We start from the raw sequence: 18,876 nt of genomic DNA, 5'->3' as shown, positions 1-18,876 counted from the left end.
GTCACGGACGTACGCGCGCGTCGTACGGTCCGGGGGCGGAGCCCCCGGAGAGCCGGGCCGCTCAGCCCAGCTGGTGCATCCAGCCGTGCTTGTCCGAAGCCGTACCCCGCTGGATGTCCAGCAGCGCCTGACGGAGCTTCAGCGTGACCTCCCCCGGCTCTCCCCCACTCTGCTTCCACTCCACCCCGGCCCTCTTCACCGTACCGACCGGCGTGATCACAGCCGCCGTGCCGCAGGCGAACACCTCGGTCAGCGACCCGTTCTCCGAGTCCCGCTGCCACTGGTCGACCGAGACCCGGCCCTCCTCGGCCTCGTACCCGAGGTCACGGGCGACGGCGAGCAGGGAGTCCCGGGTGACGCCCTCCAGGATCGACCCGGTCAGCGACGGCGTGACGATCCTGTCCCCGTACACGAAGTACAGGTTCATCCCGCCCAGCTCCTCGACCCACGTGTGCTCGACGGCGTCGAGGTAGCAGACCTGGTCGCACCCCTTCGTCGCGGCCTCGGCCTGCGCGAGCAGGGACGCCGCGTAGTTGCCGCCCGTCTTCGCGTCGCCCATGCCGCCGGGGACGGCACGCACCCGGTCCTCGGAAACCCAGATGGAGACCGGCTTCACGCCGCCCGGGAAGTACGCCCCGGCCGGGGAGGCGATGACCAGGAACAGGTACTCGTTGGCCGGCTTCACGCCCAGCCCGACCTCGGTCGCGATCATGAACGGGCGCAGGTAGAGGGACTCCTCACCGCCGTGCGCCGGGACCCACCCCTTGTCCTGCCTCACCAGCGCGTCGCACGCCTCGATGAACGTCTCGACCGGCAGCTCGGGCATCGCCAGCCGGCGCGCGGAACGCTGGAAGCGCTCGGCGTTCTTCTCCGGACGGAACGTGGCGACCGACCCGTCGGGGCGGCGGTAGGCCTTCAGCCCCTCGAAGATCTCCTGCGCGTAGTGCAGGACCGTGGTGGCGGGGTCGAGGGCGATCGGCGCGTACGGCACGAGCTGTCCGTCGTGCCAGCCTCGGCCTTCCGTCCACTTGATCGTCACCATGTGGTCGGTGAAGTGGCGGCCGAACCCGGGGTTGGCCAGGATCGCCTCGCGTTCTGCGGCGGAGAGCGGGTTGGCGGAGGGCTTGAGCTCGATCGTGGGCGTCGTCATGGGTTGATGTCCTTCACCGGTTGTAGTGACGGGCCGCGCTCGGTACTGCTCTGAATGTGACCAGTGCTAGGACGTCCGAGCATTCCCTCATTCCGCGGCCTCGCGTTCGATTATCGCCCGTGGGCGGCGGAGGAAGGAACGGGGTGAATGCGACCCGGTGGTCGATGGTGGCACCCGGCGGGGAACATGCGAAAGCCGCCGGGTGCGGATGCGACCCGGCGGCTCTGCGAAAAGCAGCGGCGGGTCAGCCGGCTACTCGTACGGCGAGCGCGTCGCCGATCTCCGTGGTGGAGCGGGCGGGCTTGCCCGTGCGCTCCGAGAGGTCGGCGGCGACCGCCTCGTCGATACGGTCGGCCTCGGCCTCGTGGCCGAGGTGGCGCAGCAGCAGGGCGACGGACAGCACGGTGGCGGTCGGGTCGGCCTTGCCCTGGCCGGCGATGTCCGGGGCCGAGCCGTGCACGGGCTCGAACATGGACGGGAAGTCTCCGGACGGGTTGATGTTGCCGGAGGCGGCCACGCCGATGCCGCCGGAGACGGCAGCGGCGAGGTCGGTGACGATGTCGCCGAAGAGGTTGTCCGTGACGATGACGTCGAAGCGCTCGGGCTGCGTGACGAGGTAGATCGTCGCCGCGTCCACGTGCATGTACTCGGTGGTGACCTCGGGGAACTCCTCGGCCACCTTGTTGAAGATGTTCGTCCACAGGTGACCCGCGAAGGTCAGCACGTTGTTCTTGTGGATCAGCGCCAGCTTCTTGCGCGGGCGGGCCTGAGCACGCGCGAAGGCGTCGCGGACCACGCGCTCGACACCGAAGGCCGTGTTCACGGAGACCTCGGTGGCGACCTCGTGCTCGGTGCCCTTGCGGATCGTGCCGCCGTTGCCGGTGTACGGGCCCTCGGTGCCCTCGCGGACCACGACGAAGTCGATCTCCGGCTCGCCGGCCAGCGGGGTGGCGACACCCGGGAGCAGCTTCGACGGGCGCAGGTTGACGTGGTGGTCGAAGGCGAAGCGGAGCTTGAGCAGGAAGCCGCGCTCCAGGACGCCGGACGGCACGCTCGGGTCGCCGATCGCGCCGAGCAGGATGGCGTCGTGCTTCTTCAGGGCGTCGAGGTCGGCGTCGGTGAGGGTCTCACCGGTGGCGTGGTAGCGCCGGGCGCCGAAGTCGTACTCCTTGGTCTCCAGCTTCACATCCTGCGGAAGGACGGCGGAGAGGACCTTCAGCCCTTCGGTCACGACCTCCTGGCCGATTCCGTCACCGGGGATCACTGCGAGATTGATGCTGCGAGACATGCGGGCACCCTACTCCTCGTCCCATGGGATGACACGCAGTGTCCGCGATACGGACACGTCGCCCCTCGTTCACCCGTATGTCAGACCGGTGTTGGGCCTTGCTGGGAAGTTGACTGGCATGGAGACTCCCGACTTCGGCATTCCGCGGCGGCTCGCGGACCGGATGAGCATGGCGGAACAGCACGAGTATCTGCGGACGCGGCTGTCGCGGCGGCGCACGCTGGTGACGGCGGGCGCGGTGGCGAGCGGGCTGCTGACCGGCTGCTCGGGCTCCGGCACCGGGAGCGCCACGGCGACGAGAGACCCGTCGCCGAGCACGTCGAAGGCGCCCGGATCCCTCATCACCCCCTTCGGCCGCCATCTCGCCTTCGGCTCCGACCCGAAGACGCAGATGCGGATCTCCTGGCAGGTGCCGCTCGCGGTGAGGAAGCCGTACGTCCGGGTCGGCACGCGCCCCGACGACCTCGGCCGCAAGGTGGAGGCGGAGCTGCGCGATCTGCACACCCCGGAGCTGAAGGGCGTACGGGCGGCGGTCGACCAGTACTACCTGCACGCGGCGCTGGACGGCCTGCGCCCGGACACGACGTACTACTACGGCGTCGGCCACGAGGGCTTCGACCCTGCCTCCCCGGACCACCGGTCCACCATCACGTCCTTCCGCACGGCACCCGCGAGCCCGCCCGAGCGGTTCGTGTTCACCGCGTTCGGCGACCAGGGCGTCGGCGAGGAGGCGGCCCTCAACGACCGTCTGCTGCTGCGCCAGAAGCCCGCCTTCCACCTCCACGCCGGTGACATCTGCTACGCCGATCCGACCGGCAAGGGCAAGGAGTCGGACGTCTTCGACGCCGGGCAGTGGGACCGGTTCCTCAAGCAGACCGAGCCGGTCGCCAGGTCGGTGCCGTGGATGGTGACGACCGGCAACCACGACATGGAGGCCTGGTACTCGCCGGACGGGTACGGCGGCCAGCTCGCCCGCTTCTCCCTGCCGGACAGCGGTTTCGACGCGCGTACCGCACCGGGCGTGTACGCCTTCACCTACGGCAACGTCGGCGTGGTCGCGCTGGACGCGAACGACGTGTCGTACGAGATCCCCGCCAACTTCGGCTACACGGAGGGGAGGCAGACGAAGTGGCTGGACAAGAAGCTCGGCGAGCTGAGGGCCGCGAAGGACGTCGACTTCATCGTCGTCTACTTCCACCACTGCGCGTACTCGACGTCCACGCACGCCTCCGACGGCGGGGTGCGCGCCGAGTGGCTGCCGCTGTTCGCCCAGCACGAGGTGGACCTGGTGATCAACGGGCACAACCACGTCTACGAGCGGACCGACGCCGTCAAGAACGGCGAGGTGGGCAGGCCGGTGCCGGTCGGCGGGACGACGGACCCCAGGCGGGACGGGATCGTCTACGTCACCGCGGGCGGCGGCGGCAAGGAGCTGTACGGCTTCCCCGACGGCGTGAAGGAGAGCTACGAGGGGAACACCGCCGACCGTGAGTCGGTCGCGACGTTCCGGTGGACGAAGTCCCAGGACACGAAGGCGGAGTCGGTGGAATGGTCGCGGGTGCGCTACCGCGGGTTCTCGTTCCTCTCCGTGGAGGCGGAGAGCGGCGCCGCGCCGAAGCTGAGGGTGTCGGCGCTGGCGTCGAGCGGGGAGCGGATCGACCATTTCGAGGTGCGGCGCGGGGCGTGAGGCCCCGCACCGCGCCTCGTCGGGCGGCTCCCGGTCCAGGGGCGGCTCAGTGGCCGGTGGATCCGCCGTTGTCCCTGCGGTCGAGGGCGCGCTGGAGCGCGGCGGCGGCGTTCTTGCGGTCGGACTCGGTCGTCCGGGAAGCGTGACGGACTCGGCGGCGGACGGTCGTCTCGGCCATGGGAAATCGACTCCTTCGACAGCACGGAGTGCAAGGGAGGGTTACGAGACGCCGGGTGGGGCGGGGAGCGACGGCCGCAGGGGTTGCCTGCACGGGGCCCGGCTCACGACCGCCATTCGCTTGGTCGAGCGAGACGTTCGGCTCCTACAAAACTAAGGGAGGCCGGAGCGTCTGTCTCCACAATTACTCGGACTTCCTACTATCTGAGACGGTGGACTACGTCACACCGCGCTGAGCTGCGGTGATTTCTAGAGCACGTCTCCGTCGCGCCAGTCGAAGAGCAGGGGGTGCGCGGGGTCGAGCGCACCGGCGAGGGCCGGCCGGACATACGTGCTGTCCTCTTCGTCCGGCAGGCGGATCTCGCCCTCCGCCGGGCTGAGGGCGTGCACCTCACCGCGCCACAGCCGCCAGCCGCGGGAGGTGTAGGGCCGGGCGCCGTCGTCGCTGGCGGACAGGGCGCCGAGGTCGTAGGCCCGCTCGACGACGCGTTCCAGCTCGCCCATGATCCGCCCGCCGAGGCCGCTGCGGCGGGCGTCGGCGCGGACGGCGACGTTCTCGACGTACCCGGCGCGCAGCCACCGTCCGCGGTGCCGCACCCGGCGCATCACGACCGCCCCGTGCGCGGCGAGGCCCGTTCCGTCGTGCACGAGGGCGTGCATGCCGCCGAGGCCGTGGTCCCAGTCGTCGTCGCCGAAGTCGCCCTCGAAGGCGGCGTCCAGGAGGGCCCGTACGGCGTCGAGTTCGGCGGGGGTCATATCGGCGGTGTGGGCGGTACGCACTCGGGTGGTCATCGGACCAGTCTTTCCCCCGGACATGCCGACGGGCCAGGTCTTTGCGACCTGGCCCGTCGGTGCGGCGGCTGGGGTCAGCCCATGTGCGGGTACGTGTAGTCGGTCGGCGGGACCAGCGTCTCCTTGATGGCGCGGGTCAGGGTCCAGCGCATCAGGTTCTGCGGGGCGCCGGCCTTGTCGTTGGTGCCGGAGGCACGGCCGCCGCCGAAGGGCTGCTGGCCGACCACGGCACCGGTCGACTTGTCGTTGATGTAGAAGTTGCCGGCCGCGTAGCGGAGCTTGTCCGCCGTGTAGGCCGCCGCCGCGCGGTCGTTCGCGATGACCGAGCCGGTCAGGGCGTAGTCGGAGACGGACTCCATCTGGGTCAGCATCTCGTCGTACTTGTCGTCCTCGTAGACGTGCACGGCGATGATCGGGCCGAAGTACTCGGTGCGGAAGACCTCGTTCTCCGGGTCGCTGCACTCGATGACGGTCGGCCGGACGAAGTAGCCCTCGGAGTCGTCGTAGCTGCCGCCCGCGACGATCGTGCAGGAGGCGTCCTCCTTGGCGCGGTCGATGGCGGCCTTGTTCTTGGCGAAGGCACGCTCGTCGATGACGGCGCCGATGAAGTTCGACAGGTCGGTGACATCACCCATCTTGATGCCGTCGACCTCGGCGGCCAGCTCCTCCTTGAAGCCGGAGTTCCAGATCGAGGCGGGGATGTACGCGCGGGAGGTGGCGCTGCACTTCTGGCCCTGGAACTCGAAGGCACCCCGGGTGAACGCCGTCTTCAGGATCGCCGGGTCGGCCGAGGGGTGGGCGACGAGGAAGTCCTTGCCACCGGTCTCGCCGACGAGGCGCGGGTAGGTGCGGTACTTCTCGATGTTGTTGCCGACCGTCTTCCACAGGTACTGGAAGGTGGGGGTCGAGCCGGTGAAGTGGATCCCGGCGAGGTCGCGGTGCTCCAGGGCGACCTTGGAGACCTCGATGCCGTCGCCGGTGACGAGGTTGATGACGCCCTTGGGCAGACCGGCCTCCTCCAGCAGCTGCATGAGCAGCACGGCGGCGTGGGTCTGCGTCGGCGACGGCTTCCAGACGACGACGTTGCCCATCAGGGCGGGGGCCGTCGGGAGGTTGCCCGCGATGGCGGTGAAGTTGAAGGGCGTGACCGCGTAGACGAAGCCCTCCAGCGGGCGGTGGTCCAGACGGTTCCACACGCCCTGGGAGTTCGCCGGGGGCTGCTCGGCGAGCAGGTCGCGGGCGTAGGAGACGTTGAAGCGCCAGAAGTCGATCAGCTCACAGGGCGTGTCGATCTCGGCCTGCTGCGCGGTCTTGGACTGGCCCAGCATGGTGGAGGCGGCGAGCGTCTCGCGCCAGGGGCCGGACAGCAGCTCGGCGGCGCGCAGGATGATCGCCGCGCGGTCGTCGAAGGACAGGGCACGCCAGGCGGGCGCGGCGGCCAGGGCCGCGTCGATGGCGTCCTGGGCGTCCTGCTGGGTGGCGTTGCGGTACGTGCCCAGCACGGCCTGGTGGTTGTGCGGCTGGACGACCTTGAAGGCCTCGCCGCCGCCCATCCGCTTCTCGCCGCCGATGGTGCAGGGCAGGTCGACGGGGTTGTCGGCCAGCTCCTTCAGCCTGGCCTCCAGCCGGGCACGCTCGGGCGAGCCGGGGGCGTAGCCGTGCACCGGCTCGTTGACGGGGGTGGGGACCTGGGTCACAGCGTCCATGTTTTCCCTAACTCCTTACTGAGCGGTGGTTCGGTCTCAGCCCTTGAAGGGCTGTCAGCCCTTGGTGAGCATCGATCGTGCGAAGAACCGCAGGTTGGCCGGTTTCTCGGCGAGCCGGCGCATGAAGTAGCCGTACCAGTCGGTGCCGTAGGCGGTGTACACGCGCATGCGGTGGCCCTCGGCGGCGAGGCGGGTCTGCTCGTCGCCGCGGATGCCGTAGAGCATCTGGAACTCGTACTCGTCCAGTTTGCGCCCGGCGCGGTGGGCGAGCTCCTGGCCGATCGCGATCAGGCGCGGGTCGTGGGACCCGATCATCGGGTACCCCGTCCCCTCCATCAACGTACCGAGAATCCGTACGTACGCCCGATCGATCTCGTGCTTGTCCTGGTACGCGACCGAGGCGGGCTCCTTGTACGCGCCCTTGACCAGGCGCACCCGGCTGCCGTTCGCGGCGAGGCGGCGGGCATCGGCCTCGGTGCGGAAGAGATAGGCCTGGATGACGCAGCCGGTCTGCGGGAAGTCCTTCCGCAGCTCCTCGTGGATGGCGAACATCGAGTCCAGGGTGGTGTGGTCCTCGGCGTCGAGGGTGACCGTGGTGCCGATCTCGGCGGCGGCCTCGACGACCGGGCGCACGTTCTTCAGGGCCAGCTCGTGGCCGTCCTCAAGCGCCTGCCCGAACATCGACAGCTTCACCGACATCTCGGCGCGGGTGCCGAGTTCCAGCGGTTTCAGCCGGTCGATCAGCTCCAGGTAGGCGTCCCGGGCGGCGGCGGCCTGCACGGGGTTGGTGATGTCCTCGCCGACGACGTCCATCGTCAGCTCCAGACCCCGGTCGGCGAGGTCCCGGACCACCGGGACGATGTCGTCGACGCCTTCGCCCGGGATGAAGCGGTCGACGACCTGCTTGGTCACCGGGGCCGCCGAGATCAGACGTCGCATCCGGTCGCTGCGAGACGCGGCGAGAATCACGGGACCCAGCACGGGGCACCTCCAGAGCACAACCAAACGGATGGCCGGACCTCGTGCGGATGACGCTTCGGGTACGGCGCGGAGAACCACCGTGAAACCTAGGGATCCCTTCGATCGTCGGCCATCGACAGCTGTCACGCATCCGTGCCGCAGATCTCAGACAGATGTATGAAGGGTGGTGGCCGGTGGGGGACAATGCCCGCATGACGTCGGAACACCGGGGCGACTACGAGGAGCTGGTCGACGAGATCTCGGAGCTGCTCGGCGCGCCCGCGACGCTGGAGAACCGCGACTTCGAGCTGATCACCTTCGGGGCGTACGACAGTGAGGGCGACCTCGATCCATCGGCCCTGGATCCGGTGCGCACCCGTTCGATCCTCACCCGCCGTTCGACCGCGGCCGTCCGGGCGTGGTTCGAGGGCTTCGGCATCACGCGCGCGACCGGCCCGGTGCGGATCCCGCCGACGCCGGAGGCGGGGGTGAACCGGGGGCGGATCTGCCTCCCGGTCCGCCACCGGGGCGTGGTCCACGGCTATGTCTGGCTCCTGGACGACGATCCCGGCCCGAGCGAACGCCAGCTCTCCGCCGCCATGCGGGTCACGACCCGGATCGGGGCGCTGCTCGCGGACGAGGCCCAGCACGGTGCCGACCTCAGCCGTGAACTGCGCGCCGTCCTCACGGCGGAACGCGACTGGCAGCGCGACATGGCCATCGCGGAACTCCGCACCGCCCTCGGCCCCCGCGCGGACGGTCTGCACACGGTGGTCTGCGTGGCCCCCTGGCCCTCGGCCGACCCCGACGACGCCCCCTCGGTCCGCACGATGCCGGGCGCGACGGCCCTGTGCACGCTGCCGTGGGGGGCGTCGGCCCAGTGCGTGGCCCTGCTGATCCGCCTGCGCTCGACGGACGTACTGACTCCGGCGACCACGGCGGCGGCGCGACTGCTGGAGCGGGCGGGCGGCAGGGCTTCCTCCGCCGGGCCCGGATCCGCGTCCGGGTCCGGGTCCGGTCACGCGGGTGCCTCCGCCCACGGTCCGGCCGGCACCGCCGCCGGCCTCGCCACCCCCCGCTCCGGCCTCGCAGAGCTGGGCACCGCCTGGTGGGAAGCGTCCGCCGCGGCCCGTGCGGCGCTGGCCGAGGCCCGGCTGGGGCCGGTCGTGCAATGGTCGGAGATCGGGCCGTTCCGGCTGCTCACCGCGCTGCCGCCGGACGTGGCCCGCGACCCCGCCGTACACACCCTGCTCTTCCCGGCACACCGGGAACTCGCCCGTACCGCCGAGGTCTACCTCGACTGCGCCGGCCAGGCCGCCCGGGCCGCCGCCGAACTGGGCATCCACCGCCAGACCCTGTACTACCGCCTGTCCCGGATCGAGAAGCTGACCGGCCTGGACCTGGACGACGGCGAGGACCGGCTGCTGCTGCACATGGCCCTGAAGGCACACCGACTGTGAGGACCGGCCCGGTGCCCCTACTGCTGCTCGACCTCGACAACACCCTCATCGACCGGGACGCGGCGTTCCGCGGCGCGGTGACGGCGTTTCTCGCCGAGTACGGACTGCCCCCGCACGACATCGAGTGGGTCATGACCCTCGACGCCAGCGGCTATACGCCCCGCCAGGAGGTCGCCCGGGCCCTGCACGACCGGTACGGCATCGGCCAGGACGCCGTCCGCGCACTGCTCGACCGGGGCGCGGCCGACCGCGTCGTCCTGAACGCCCCCACCCGCACCGCCCTCGACCGGGCGATCACCGCCGGCTGGACCCTGGTCATCGTCACCAACGGCCGTACCGCACAGCAGGAAGCGAAGATCCGGAACACCGGCCTCGACGCGCTGACGCACGGCTGGGTCGTCTCCGAGGCCGTCGGCCACAAGAAGCCCGCGCCGGAGATCTTCCACGCCGCTGCCGCCACGGTCGGCGCGTCCCTCGACGGCGCCTGGGTGATCGGCGACTCCGCGCACGCCGACATCGCCGGAGCGGCGGCCATCGGCGTCCCGAGTGTCTGGGTGTCGGCGGGCCGCCGCTGGCCCGAGACGGTCATGCGTCCCACCCGGACCTCCTCCGACGCCGCCTCCGCCATCGACTCGGTCGTTCGCACCCTCATGTGATCCAACCGTCAATTGTTGAAAACGATTGTCAATGCTAAGGTCGGCGCAACCGCTCTCTTGACCACCCCTTTACCCGGAGGGCCCCGTGCGCCTGCCCGCTCGCCGCCTGCTCCCCGCCGCCGCCCTCACGGCCGCTTCCGTCCTGCTCACGGGCTGCTTCACCGGCACCCAGCAGGCCACGGACGACTCCGGGCCCGGCGGGAAACGCATACGCGTCGCCATGCTCCAGCCACCCCGCTCCGCTCTCTCGCCGCTCTCCGACGACGCGTTCAAACTGTCGCGCTGGTCGACCGCCGAGACACTCGTGAAGCTGGACGCGGAGGGCGACGCCCGGCCCGCGCTCGCCACCGAGTGGAAGCAGTCCGGCCGGACCTGGACCTTCACCCTCCGCGACGGCGTCACCTTCCACGACGGCACCGAGCTCACCCCCGAATCCGTCGTCCGCGCCCTCACGAAGGCCGCCACCGCCTCCCCCAAGCCCCGCATCCTCGACGGCGTGGACCTGACCGCGAAGGCCGACGGCGACAAGGTCACCGTCACCACCGCCACCGAGGACCCCCTGGTCCCGCAGCGTCTCAGCTCCCCGCAGCTGGCGATCCTGGCGGCGAAGGCCTATCGGGGGAAGACGGTCGACCCCGTCGGCGCCGGCACCGGACCCTTCGAGCTGACGAAGGTCGACGGCACCTCCTCCGCCACCCTCGACCGCTACGACGGCTACTGGGGCGGGAAGGCCGAAGCCCCCGGCATCGACGTGAAGTTCGTCCCGGACGGCACCGCCCGCGCGGCGGCACTGCGCAGCGGCGAGGCCGACATCGTCGAGGCGATCCCCGTCTCGCAGGCCGCCGTCCTCGACCAGGACCTGGTCACCGAGGTCCCGATGCCGCGCACCAACACCCTCTACCTCAACACGGAGAAGGGCGCCTTCGAGGATCCCGCGATCCGGGCAGCGGCCCGTGAGGCGATCGACGCCGAGTCGGTCGTGAAGGGTGTGTACGAGGGCCGCGCCGACGTCGCCAGGGGCCTGCTCGGACCCGCCCTCCCCTGGGCGGCCGACCTGCGCACACCAGTCAAGCGGGCCGAGCCCGGCGACCCGGCGGGCAAGACCGTCACCATCGGCACGTACACCGACCGCTCCGAGATGCCCGAGGTCGCCGCCGCGCTGCAACAGCGGCTCCAGAAGGCCGGGTTCAAGGTGAAGCTGGACGTGCGCGAGTACGCGAACATCGAGTCCGACGCGCTCGCGGGCCGCTTCGACGCGTTCGTCCTCTCCCGCGCCACCGTCCTCGACTCCGGCGACCCGGCCGCGTATCTCTACAGCGACTTCGCCTCCCAGGGCACCTTCAACCTCTCGCACCTGAAGGACCCCGAGGTCGACAAGGCCCTGAAAAAGGCCACCGACACCCCGGTCGGCGACGCCCGCCGCAAGGCGGTCGTCGAGGCCGAGGCCGCCGTCCTGGCGACGGACGCGGCCGTGCCGATGCTCCACGAGCGCGTGATCCAGGGCGATGCCGCCGGGGTCGTGAACGCCGCGCACGACCCGCGTGAGCGGGAACTCGTCACCGCGGACACCTACGTCAAGTGAGGTCCGTCCGGAAGAACACGGCCGGGCTGACCCGCTGCCTCGGTCTCCTCGCCGTCCTGGCCGTCGTCGGACTCCTGCCCTGGCTCTCCCACCGCGACCCGGCGCTCACCGTGCTGCGTGCCCGGTCGGCCGAGCAGGAGGCGACCGAGGAGGCCCTGGCCGCGATCCGCCGGGACCTCGGCCTGGACGCCGGTCCGCTGTCCCTGCTGGGGAGGTGGGCCGCCGACCTGCTGCACGGCGACTTCGGCACCTCCTGGGTGTCGGGCCACGACGTACTGCCCTCCGTGGTCGCCGGGCTCCAGGTGTCGCTGGGGCTGATGGGCGCGGCGCTCGGCGTGGCGGTGCTGCTGGCCGCCGCGCTGGTGGCGCCGGTGCTGGTGCGCGGGCGCGGCTCGGCCGGGGCGTGCGCGGCGATGCTGGCCGCCGTACCCGAGTTTCTGCTGGCCACCGTCGTGCTGCTGGTGTTCGGGGTGTGGCTCGGTTGGCTGCCGACGTCGGGCTGGCAGAGCGTCGAGTATCTGGTGCTGCCCGCGCTCGCCCTGGGCGTCCCGGCGGGCGGGCTGCTCGGGCGGCTGGTGGCGGACGCGCTGCCCGCCGTGCTCGACGAGCGGTGGGCGGAGCTGTGGCGGAGCGCCGGGGTGAGCCGGGCGCGGATCGCGGGGGCGGCGCTGCGGCGCGTCCTGCCGCCGCTGGTCCCGCAGTTCGGGATGGTCGCTGTCGGCCTGACGGGCGGTGCGGTGGCCGTGGAGACGGTGTTCGCGGTTCCGGGCATCGGCCGTACGGCCCTCGGCGCCGCCAGGTCGCAGGACCTTCCGCTGCTCCAGGGCGCGGTCCTCGCGCTGCTGCTGCTCGGGCTGGTCGCGGGCGCGATGGCGGCGGGCGTACGGCGCCGGCTGCTGGGGCCCGCGCTGCGGGACGCCGGGCTGACGCTGCCGCCGGCCCGCCCGGTCCGCGCGCACCCGGCGGTCCCGCTGGTACTGGCCGCCGTCCTGCTGCTCACCATCGGCTGGGGCGTGCTGCGCGACCCGTACGCCGTGGACACGACCGTCCGTCTCGCCGCGCCCTCCTGGGGGCATCCACTCGGCACCGACGGGCTCGGCCGTGACGTGCTCGCCCGGCTCGGCCACGGTGCCGCCTCGACGGTCGGCACCGCGACGGCGGTCTGCCTGCTGGGCCTGCTGATCGCGCTCGTGCTGGGCTTCGCGCCGGGCGTCGCGGCGGGCGCGTCGGACATCGCCAACGCCCTGCCCCCGGTGATCGTCGGCATCCTGGTCGCGGCGGCCGTAGGACCGGGCACCGGCGGGGCGGCCCTGGCGGTCGCGCTGATCTCCTGGCCGGCCCTGTCCGCACACGCGGCGGCCCTGGTGCAGGAGGTGCGGGCCTCGGCGTTCCTCACCGCCCAACGGGCCATCGGGGCGAGCCCGTTCTGGATCCTCACCCGGCATGTCCTGCCGTCCGTGGCCGGCCCGGTCGCCCGCCATGCCCTGCTGCGGCTGCCGGGCATCGCCCTGGCCCTGGCGTCCCTCGGCTTCCTGGGCCTGGGCGCCCAGCCGCCCGCCCCCGAGTGGGGTCTGCTGCTGGAGGAGTCCCGGGCCTATGTGGAACGCGCTCCGTGGGCGGCCCTCGCCCCGGCGGTGGCCCTGGCCCTGCTGGCGGGTCTCGCGGTGTCGGGCGCGGCGCTCACCCAAGGCCGGAGGGTACGCCGAGCCACCCCTGCCCCCGCCAAGAAGGAGACCGTCGTTGAAGTCTGAGGCACTGATCTCCGTCAGCGACCTCCGTATCTCGTTCGACGGAGTCGAGGCCGTGCGCGGCCTGTCCTTCGACGTGCTGCCGCGTGAGGTCCTGGCGATCGTCGGCGAGTCGGGGGCGGGCAAGTCCCTCACGGCCCGCGCGCTCCTCGGCATGACGCCGCGCGGCGCGAGCACCGGCGGGACGATCGCCCCGGACCTCTCGGCCCACCGCGGCAGCCGCATCACCCTCGTCCCGCAGGACGCCCTGTCCGCCCTCTCCCCCGTGCACCCGGTCGGCGACCAACTCGCCGCCGCCGTCCGGTCGGTGTCCGGGGTCTCCCGCAAGGAGGCGCGGGCCCGGGCGGTCGCGGCCCTGGACCGCGTCGGCATCCCGGACGCGGTCCACAAGGCGCGGGCGTATCCGCACGAGTACTCCGGCGGCATGCGGCAGCGCGCCGTGATCGCCATGGCCACGATCAACGAGCCCGATCTCGTGGTCGCCGACGAGCCCACCACCGCCCTCGACGAGGAACGCCGCGACCAGGTGCTGAGGCTGCTCGCCGAGCAGCGGGAGGCGGTCGGCGCCGCGCTGGTCCTGGTCACCCACGACATGGACGCCGTGGCGGGCCACGCGGACCGGATGCTGGTCATGTACGCCGGACGACTCACCGAACTCGGCCCCGCGGACGAGGTGCTGGCCCGCCCCCGCGCCCCCTACACGGCCGGGCTGCTGGCGTCGCTCCCCCAGCACGCTCCCCCGGGCCGCAGGCTCCCCACCCTGCGCGGCACCCCGCCCGCCCCGGGCACACTCCCGCCGGGCTGCGCCTTCGCCCCGCGCTGCCCGCTCGCGGCGGAACCCTGCCACACGACGGAACCGGAGCCCCGGCAGGCGGCCGGACGCCTGGTCGCCTGCCACCGCCATGAGGAACTCCCCCACCCCGCGACCGAGTTGTTCCTGAAGGAGGGACAGCAGGCATGACCGACCCGCTGCTCGACGTCCGCGACCTCGTCGTCCGCTACGGCCGGCTCACCGCCGTGGACGGCATCTCCTTCTCCCTGGCCGCCGGCGAGACCCTCGCTCTGAACGGCCCGTCCGGCTGCGGCAAGTCCTCCACAGCCCTGGCGGTGCTCCAGCTGCACCGCCCGGCCGGTGGTCAAGTTCATTTCGAGGGACGGGAGTTGACGTCCCTACCGGAACGCGAGCTGCGTCCGCTGCGCCCCCGCATGCAGCCTGTCTTCCAGGACCCGTACGGCTCGCTGAGCCCCCGCCACCGCATCCGGGACGCCGTCGCCGAACCGCTGAAGGTCCAGGGCCGCTGGCACCCCGCCGACGGGCCCGCCCGTGTCGCCGAACTCCTCGACCGGGTCGGCCTCGACCCCGCGTACGGCGACCGCCGGCCGCACGAACTCTCCGGCGGCCAGTGCCAGCGCGCCGGCATCGCCCGCGCCCTGGCCTGCGACCCACGCCTGCTGGTCCTGGACGAGCCGGTGTCGTCGCTGGACCCGTCGGTACGGGCGGGCGTACTGAATCTGCTCGCCGGACTCCAGGAGGACCTCGGCCTCGGCTACCTGTTCATCTGCCACGACCGGGCGGTCGTACGGCACTTCGCGGACCGGGTGATCGAGATGCGCGAGGGCCGCGTCACGTCCGGTCGGCGGCCGCGATCACCTGGCGCAGCCCTGCGGTGAGCGCCTCGGCGTCGGGAGCACGCTCGGGATCGAAGTTCCACTGTGCGATGAGCCCCGTCATCAGCGTCGTGTAGAACCTGCCGAGCGTGTCCAGGGTCTTGTCCTGGACGTCCTCCTCACGGACACCCATGAAGAGCGCGACCAGGGCGCGCTCGGCATCCCGCTGCTGTTGCGCCAGGTGGTCGCGCACCACGGGCAACTGGTCACCCATGGCCACGATCTCCATGCTGAGGCGCCACATCGAACCGGGCCCCCGCATGGTTCCGATGATGTTGGACCACACCTCCTGGAACCGCTCCAGCGAGCCGGGCTCAGCCTCGCTCGCCCCGGGCTCCTCGCCCTCGAAGGCGTCGGACAATTCGCCGACCAGCGACAGGTACGCCTCTGCGAGCAGCGCGTCCTTCGAGCCGTAGTGGTAGCCGATCGACGCCAGGTTGGTCCCCGACTCCTTGACGATGTCGCGCGCGGTCGTGCGCACGAACCCCTTCGCCAGCAGGCAGCGCTTGGTGCCCTCGAGCAGATCCTCACGGTGTCCCATGGCACCTCACCCTACCCCCGAATCCATACACTCGTACCAGACGAGCGTATTACACAGTCGTACTAGACAAGCGTTTAATACGGTCGTACAGTCCTGCCCATGACGACAGAACCGCACTCTCCCGCCCTCGCCGGGCGCCGCGAATGGACGGCCCTCGGCGTGCTGATGCTGCCGCTGCTGCTGGTCTCGATGGACGTCTCCGTCCTCTACTTCGCGATCCCCGCGATCAGCGCCGACCTGGAGCCGAGCGCCACCCAACAGCTCTGGATCTTCGACAGCTACGGCTTCGTCCTGGCCGGCCTGCTGATGACCATGGGCTCGCTGGGCGACCGCATCGGCCGCCGCCGGCTCCTGCTGTTCGGCGCCGCCGCCTTCGGCACGGCCTCCCTGGTGGCGGCCTACGCGAACAGCGCCGAGACCCTGATCGCCGCCCGCGCCGTCCTCGGCATCGGCGGCGCGACACTGATGCCGTCGACGATGGCGCTGGTGCGCACGATGTTCACCGACCCCGCGCAGCGCACCAAGGCGATCGGCGTGTGGTCGGGTGTGATGACCGCCGGCATCGCGCTCGGCTCGGTGATGAGCGGCGTACTCGTCGAGCACTTCTGGTGGGGCTCGGTCTTCCTGGTCAATCTGCCCGCGATGGCACTGCTCCTGATCCTCGGGCCCTTCCTGCTGCCCGAGTCGAGGAACCCGCGCCCCGGCCGCTTCGACCTGCTGAGCGTTCCGCTGTCGATGGCGGCGGTGCTCCCCGTGATCTACGGCCTCAAGGAACTCGCGTCGCAGGGCTGGGACGTGCGGTACGCGCTGTCGGTGACCTTCGGTCTGCTCTTCGCCGCGCTCTTCGTCCACCGCCAGCGCACGGCGGTGTCCCCGCTGATCTCACCGGAGCTGTTCCGGGCCCGCGGCTTCGGCCCGGCCGTCGTCCTCAACCTCGTCGCCGCCTTCGGCATGATGGGCTCGGCGTACTTCACGACGCAGTACATCCAGTCGGTCCTGGACATGGGCCCCCTGGAGGCGGCGCTGTGGAGCCTGCTGCCGTCGGTGCCCATCGGACTGGCGGCCGTGGCCGGCGCACAGCTGGTACAGCGGGGCGTTCCCCGCGCGTATGTCGTCGGCGGGGGCTTCGCGGTCACCGCGTGCGGCTATGTGCTGCTGGCCCTGGCCGGTACGGACTCGCTCTGGCTGCTGCTGGCCGCCTGCGCCGTCCTGGCCTGCGGGGTCGTCGCCGTCATGTCCCAGGTGGCGGACCTGGCCCTGAGCGCGGCCCCGGTGGAGAAGGCGGGTACGGCGTCGTCCCTGCTGGAGACGGGCACGGAGTTCGGCGGCGCGCTGAGCATGGCGTTCCTGGGCTCCATCGGTACGGCCGTCTACCGCCACGAGATCCCGGCATCGGCGCCCGCCCCGGCCCACGAGACGCTGGGCGGCGCCCTGGCCGTCGCCGACCGGCTGCCGGGGCGCGCGGGAGACGCCCTGGCGACGGCGGCACGGGAGGCCTTCACCAGCGGTATGCACGCGGCGGCGATCACGGGCGCGGTGCTGCTGGCCGGAGCGGCGGTGGCCGCCACGGTGACCCTGCGGCGGATCCCCGTACGGCAGAACGCCGGACGGGCTGATCAGCTCAGCCCGTCCGGCGTCTGAGGGCGAAAGCCCCGGGAAGGTCAGACCAGGTTCACGGAACGCGCGGAGGTCGTACCGATCTCCTCCGCCACCTCGGCCAGCACCCCGGCGGTCACCGTGTCGTCCACGGTCAGCACCGCCAGCGCCTCGCCGCCGACCGCGGCCCGCGACACCTGCATGCCGGCGATGTTGATGCCCGCCTCGCCGAGGATGCGGCCCACGGTGCCGACGACACCCGGACGGTCCTCGTACCGCAGCACGACCATGTGCTCGGCGAGCGCGAGGTCGACGTCGTACTCCCCGACCGCGACGATCTTCTGGAGGTGCTTCGGGCCGGCCAGCGTGCCGGAGACCGACACCTCCTCGCCGTCGGCGAGGGTGCCGCGCACGGTGACGACATTGCGGTGCTCGGACGCCTCGGAGCTGGTGGTCAGACGCACCTCGACCCCGCGCTCCTGCGCGAACAGCGGGGCGTTCACGTAGGACACCGTCTCGTCGACGACGTCCTCGAAGACACCCTTGAGGGCGGACAGCTCCAGCACCTTCACATCGTGCTGGGTGATCTCGCCGTACACCTCGACGTCGAGGCGGACCGCGACCTCACCGGCGAGCGCGGTGAAGATCCGGCCGAGACGCTCGGCGAGCGGCAGGCCCGGCTTGACGTCCTCGGCGATGACACCGCCCTGCACGTTCACCGCGTCCGGCACGAGCTCACCGGCGAGGGCGAGACGCACCGAGCGGGCGACGGCGATACCGGCCTTCTCCTGCGCCTCGTCGGTGGAGGCACCGAGGTGCGGGGTGGCGACGACCTGGTCGAACTCGAAGAGCGGGGAGTCCGTGCAGGGCTCCTTCGCGTACACGTCGAGACCGGCACCGGCGACCCGGCCCTCCTTGAGGGCGGAGTACAGCGCCTCCTCGTCGACGATCCCGCCGCGCGCGGCGTTGACGATGCGCACGCTCGGCTTGACCTTGCGCAGCGCCTCGTCGCCGATCAGACCGAGGGTCTCGGGCGTCTTGGGGAGGTGGACGGTGATGAAGTCGGAGACCTCGAGCAGCTCGTCCAGCGACAGCACCTTGACGCCCATCTGCGCGGCGCGGGCCGGCTGCACATAGGGGTCGTAGGCGACGACCTTCATGCCGAAGGCCGACATGCGCTGCGCGACCAGCGCGCCGATGCGGCCGAGGCCGACGACACCGAGGGTCTTCTCGGCCAGCTCGACGCCCGTGTACTTGCTGCGCTTCCACTCGCCGTTCTTCAGAGCGGCGTTGGCCTGCGGGATGTTACGGGCGGTGGCGACGAGCAGACCGCAGGCCAGCTCGGCGGCGGTCACGATGTTCGAGGTGGGGGCGTTGACGACCATCACGCCGGCCTTGGTGGCGGCGGAGACGTCGACGTTGTCCAGGCCGACGCCGGCTCGCGCGACGACCTTGAGCTTGCTCGCGGCGGCGATCGCCTCGGCGTCGACCTTGGTGGCCGAACGGACCAGGATCGCGTCCACATCGGCGATGGCCGGGAGCAGCTCGGCCCGGTCCGCTCCGTTGCACTGCCGGATCTCGAAGTCCGGACCAAGCGCGTCGACGGTGGCGGGCGACAGCTCTTCAGCGATGAGTACGACGGGTTTCGAGCTCACGTGAGTCCTCACAAGTCCAATGCTGCGGACGGCCGTCCCGACGGCCGCAGGCGGTGGAGGGGTGCTTGCCGCGTTGGAGACGCACGACGCTGTGGGCCTGACGCGATGCATGTGTGCAGCAGTCTAGTGGCGCGCCTGGCGTCGTCCTGTGCCGCTGCGGAAGGATCACCCGTCCGTGGCCGGACGGGATGGGCAACGCCGTAGCACCGA

Annotated in this window: 16 protein-coding genes; 8 read left to right on the top strand and 8 right to left on the bottom strand. The window is 71.5% G+C overall.

Annotated features, from left to right (window positions below):
• Positions 1-61: 61 nt before the first annotated feature.
• Positions 62-1,150, bottom strand: a complete 1,089-nt coding sequence (locus ACZ6I3_RS28000; RefSeq protein ID WP_469418339.1) for a branched-chain amino acid aminotransferase — start codon at positions 1,148-1,150, stop codon at positions 62-64.
• 244 nt (positions 1,151-1,394) lie between these two features.
• Entirely contained in the window at positions 1,395-2,438 is a 1,044-nt protein-coding gene (locus tag ACZ6I3_RS27995) for a 3-isopropylmalate dehydrogenase (RefSeq protein WP_184598610.1), read from the bottom strand.
• Positions 2,439-2,556: 118 nt separating this feature from the next.
• On the opposite strand from ACZ6I3_RS27995, the gene ACZ6I3_RS27990 reads away from it, so the two are divergent.
• Positions 2,557-4,125 carry a purple acid phosphatase family protein gene (locus ACZ6I3_RS27990; RefSeq protein ID WP_469418337.1) on the top strand — a complete coding sequence of 523 codons (1,569 nt, stop codon included), beginning with the start codon at positions 2,557-2,559 and terminating at the stop codon, positions 4,123-4,125.
• Positions 4,126-4,171: 46 nt separating this feature from the next.
• Here ACZ6I3_RS27990 and ACZ6I3_RS27985 read toward each other — a convergent pair whose 3' ends face one another.
• The 4 genes from ACZ6I3_RS27985 to ACZ6I3_RS27970 form a co-directional block, all read right to left on the bottom strand.
• The gene (locus ACZ6I3_RS27985; RefSeq protein ID WP_086014670.1) at positions 4,172-4,303 is read right to left on the bottom strand and encodes a hypothetical protein; all 132 of its coding nucleotides are present in this window, start codon (positions 4,301-4,303) and stop codon (positions 4,172-4,174) included.
• Positions 4,304-4,551: 248 nt separating this feature from the next.
• Positions 4,552-5,094, bottom strand: a complete 543-nt coding sequence (locus tag ACZ6I3_RS27980) for a GNAT family N-acetyltransferase (RefSeq protein ID WP_469418335.1) — start codon at positions 5,092-5,094, stop codon at positions 4,552-4,554.
• 74 nt (positions 5,095-5,168) lie between these two features.
• Positions 5,169-6,800 (bottom strand): L-glutamate gamma-semialdehyde dehydrogenase, encoded by a 1,632-nt coding sequence (gene pruA, locus ACZ6I3_RS27975; protein ID WP_469418334.1) that lies wholly within the window; start codon positions 6,798-6,800, stop codon positions 5,169-5,171.
• A 54-nt stretch (positions 6,801-6,854) separates the two neighbouring features.
• Positions 6,855-7,781, bottom strand: coding sequence for a proline dehydrogenase family protein (locus tag ACZ6I3_RS27970; protein WP_469418333.1), 927 nt, complete (start codon positions 7,779-7,781; stop codon positions 6,855-6,857).
• Positions 7,782-7,972: 191 nt separating this feature from the next.
• On the opposite strand from ACZ6I3_RS27970, the gene ACZ6I3_RS27965 reads away from it, so the two are divergent.
• From ACZ6I3_RS27965 to ACZ6I3_RS27940, 6 genes are all read left to right on the top strand, one after another.
• Positions 7,973-9,220, top strand: coding sequence for a PucR family transcriptional regulator (locus ACZ6I3_RS27965; protein WP_469418331.1), 1,248 nt, complete (start codon positions 7,973-7,975; stop codon positions 9,218-9,220).
• Positions 9,221-9,231: 11 nt separating this feature from the next.
• Positions 9,232-9,876: an HAD family hydrolase gene (locus ACZ6I3_RS27960; protein ID WP_469418329.1), complete on the top strand. Its 645-nt coding sequence runs from the start codon at positions 9,232-9,234 to the stop codon at positions 9,874-9,876.
• Between the two features lie 85 nt (positions 9,877-9,961).
• Complete coding sequence (locus ACZ6I3_RS27955; RefSeq protein WP_469418327.1) at positions 9,962-11,458, top strand: ABC transporter substrate-binding protein; 1,497 nt, start codon at positions 9,962-9,964, stop codon at positions 11,456-11,458.
• Positions 11,455-13,209 (top strand): ABC transporter permease subunit, encoded by a 1,755-nt coding sequence (locus ACZ6I3_RS27950; protein ID WP_469418325.1) that lies wholly within the window; start codon positions 11,455-11,457, stop codon positions 13,207-13,209. Before ACZ6I3_RS27955 ends, ACZ6I3_RS27950 begins: the two co-directional genes overlap by 4 nt.
• Positions 13,199-14,167 carry an ABC transporter ATP-binding protein gene (locus ACZ6I3_RS27945; protein ID WP_469418324.1) on the top strand — a complete coding sequence of 323 codons (969 nt, stop codon included), beginning with the start codon at positions 13,199-13,201 and terminating at the stop codon, positions 14,165-14,167. The genes ACZ6I3_RS27950 and ACZ6I3_RS27945 overlap by 11 nt, the downstream gene beginning before the upstream one ends.
• Entirely contained in the window at positions 14,164-14,877 is a 714-nt protein-coding gene (locus ACZ6I3_RS27940) for an ATP-binding cassette domain-containing protein (RefSeq protein ID WP_469418322.1), read from the top strand. The genes ACZ6I3_RS27945 and ACZ6I3_RS27940 overlap by 4 nt, the downstream gene beginning before the upstream one ends.
• Here ACZ6I3_RS27940 and ACZ6I3_RS27935 read toward each other — a convergent pair.
• The gene (locus ACZ6I3_RS27935) at positions 14,831-15,415 is read right to left on the bottom strand and encodes a TetR/AcrR family transcriptional regulator (RefSeq protein WP_469418320.1); all 585 of its coding nucleotides are present in this window, start codon (positions 15,413-15,415) and stop codon (positions 14,831-14,833) included. The two genes, ACZ6I3_RS27940 and ACZ6I3_RS27935, sit on opposite strands and share 47 nt — an antisense overlap.
• Before the next feature lie 99 nt (positions 15,416-15,514).
• Between ACZ6I3_RS27935 and ACZ6I3_RS27930 the strand changes: the two genes are divergently transcribed.
• Positions 15,515-17,056: an MFS transporter gene (locus ACZ6I3_RS27930; RefSeq protein WP_469418318.1), complete on the top strand. Its 1,542-nt coding sequence runs from the start codon at positions 15,515-15,517 to the stop codon at positions 17,054-17,056.
• 20 nt (positions 17,057-17,076) lie between these two features.
• Here the strand turns inward: ACZ6I3_RS27930 and serA are convergent, their stop codons facing one another.
• Complete coding sequence (serA, locus tag ACZ6I3_RS27925; RefSeq protein ID WP_469418317.1) at positions 17,077-18,666, bottom strand: phosphoglycerate dehydrogenase; 1,590 nt, start codon at positions 18,664-18,666, stop codon at positions 17,077-17,079.
• Positions 18,667-18,876 lie beyond the last annotated feature (210 nt).

This window comes from Streptomyces sp. NPDC041940 (assembly GCF_055589465.1).
This window is presented reverse-complemented; position numbering and strand designations above follow the sequence as displayed.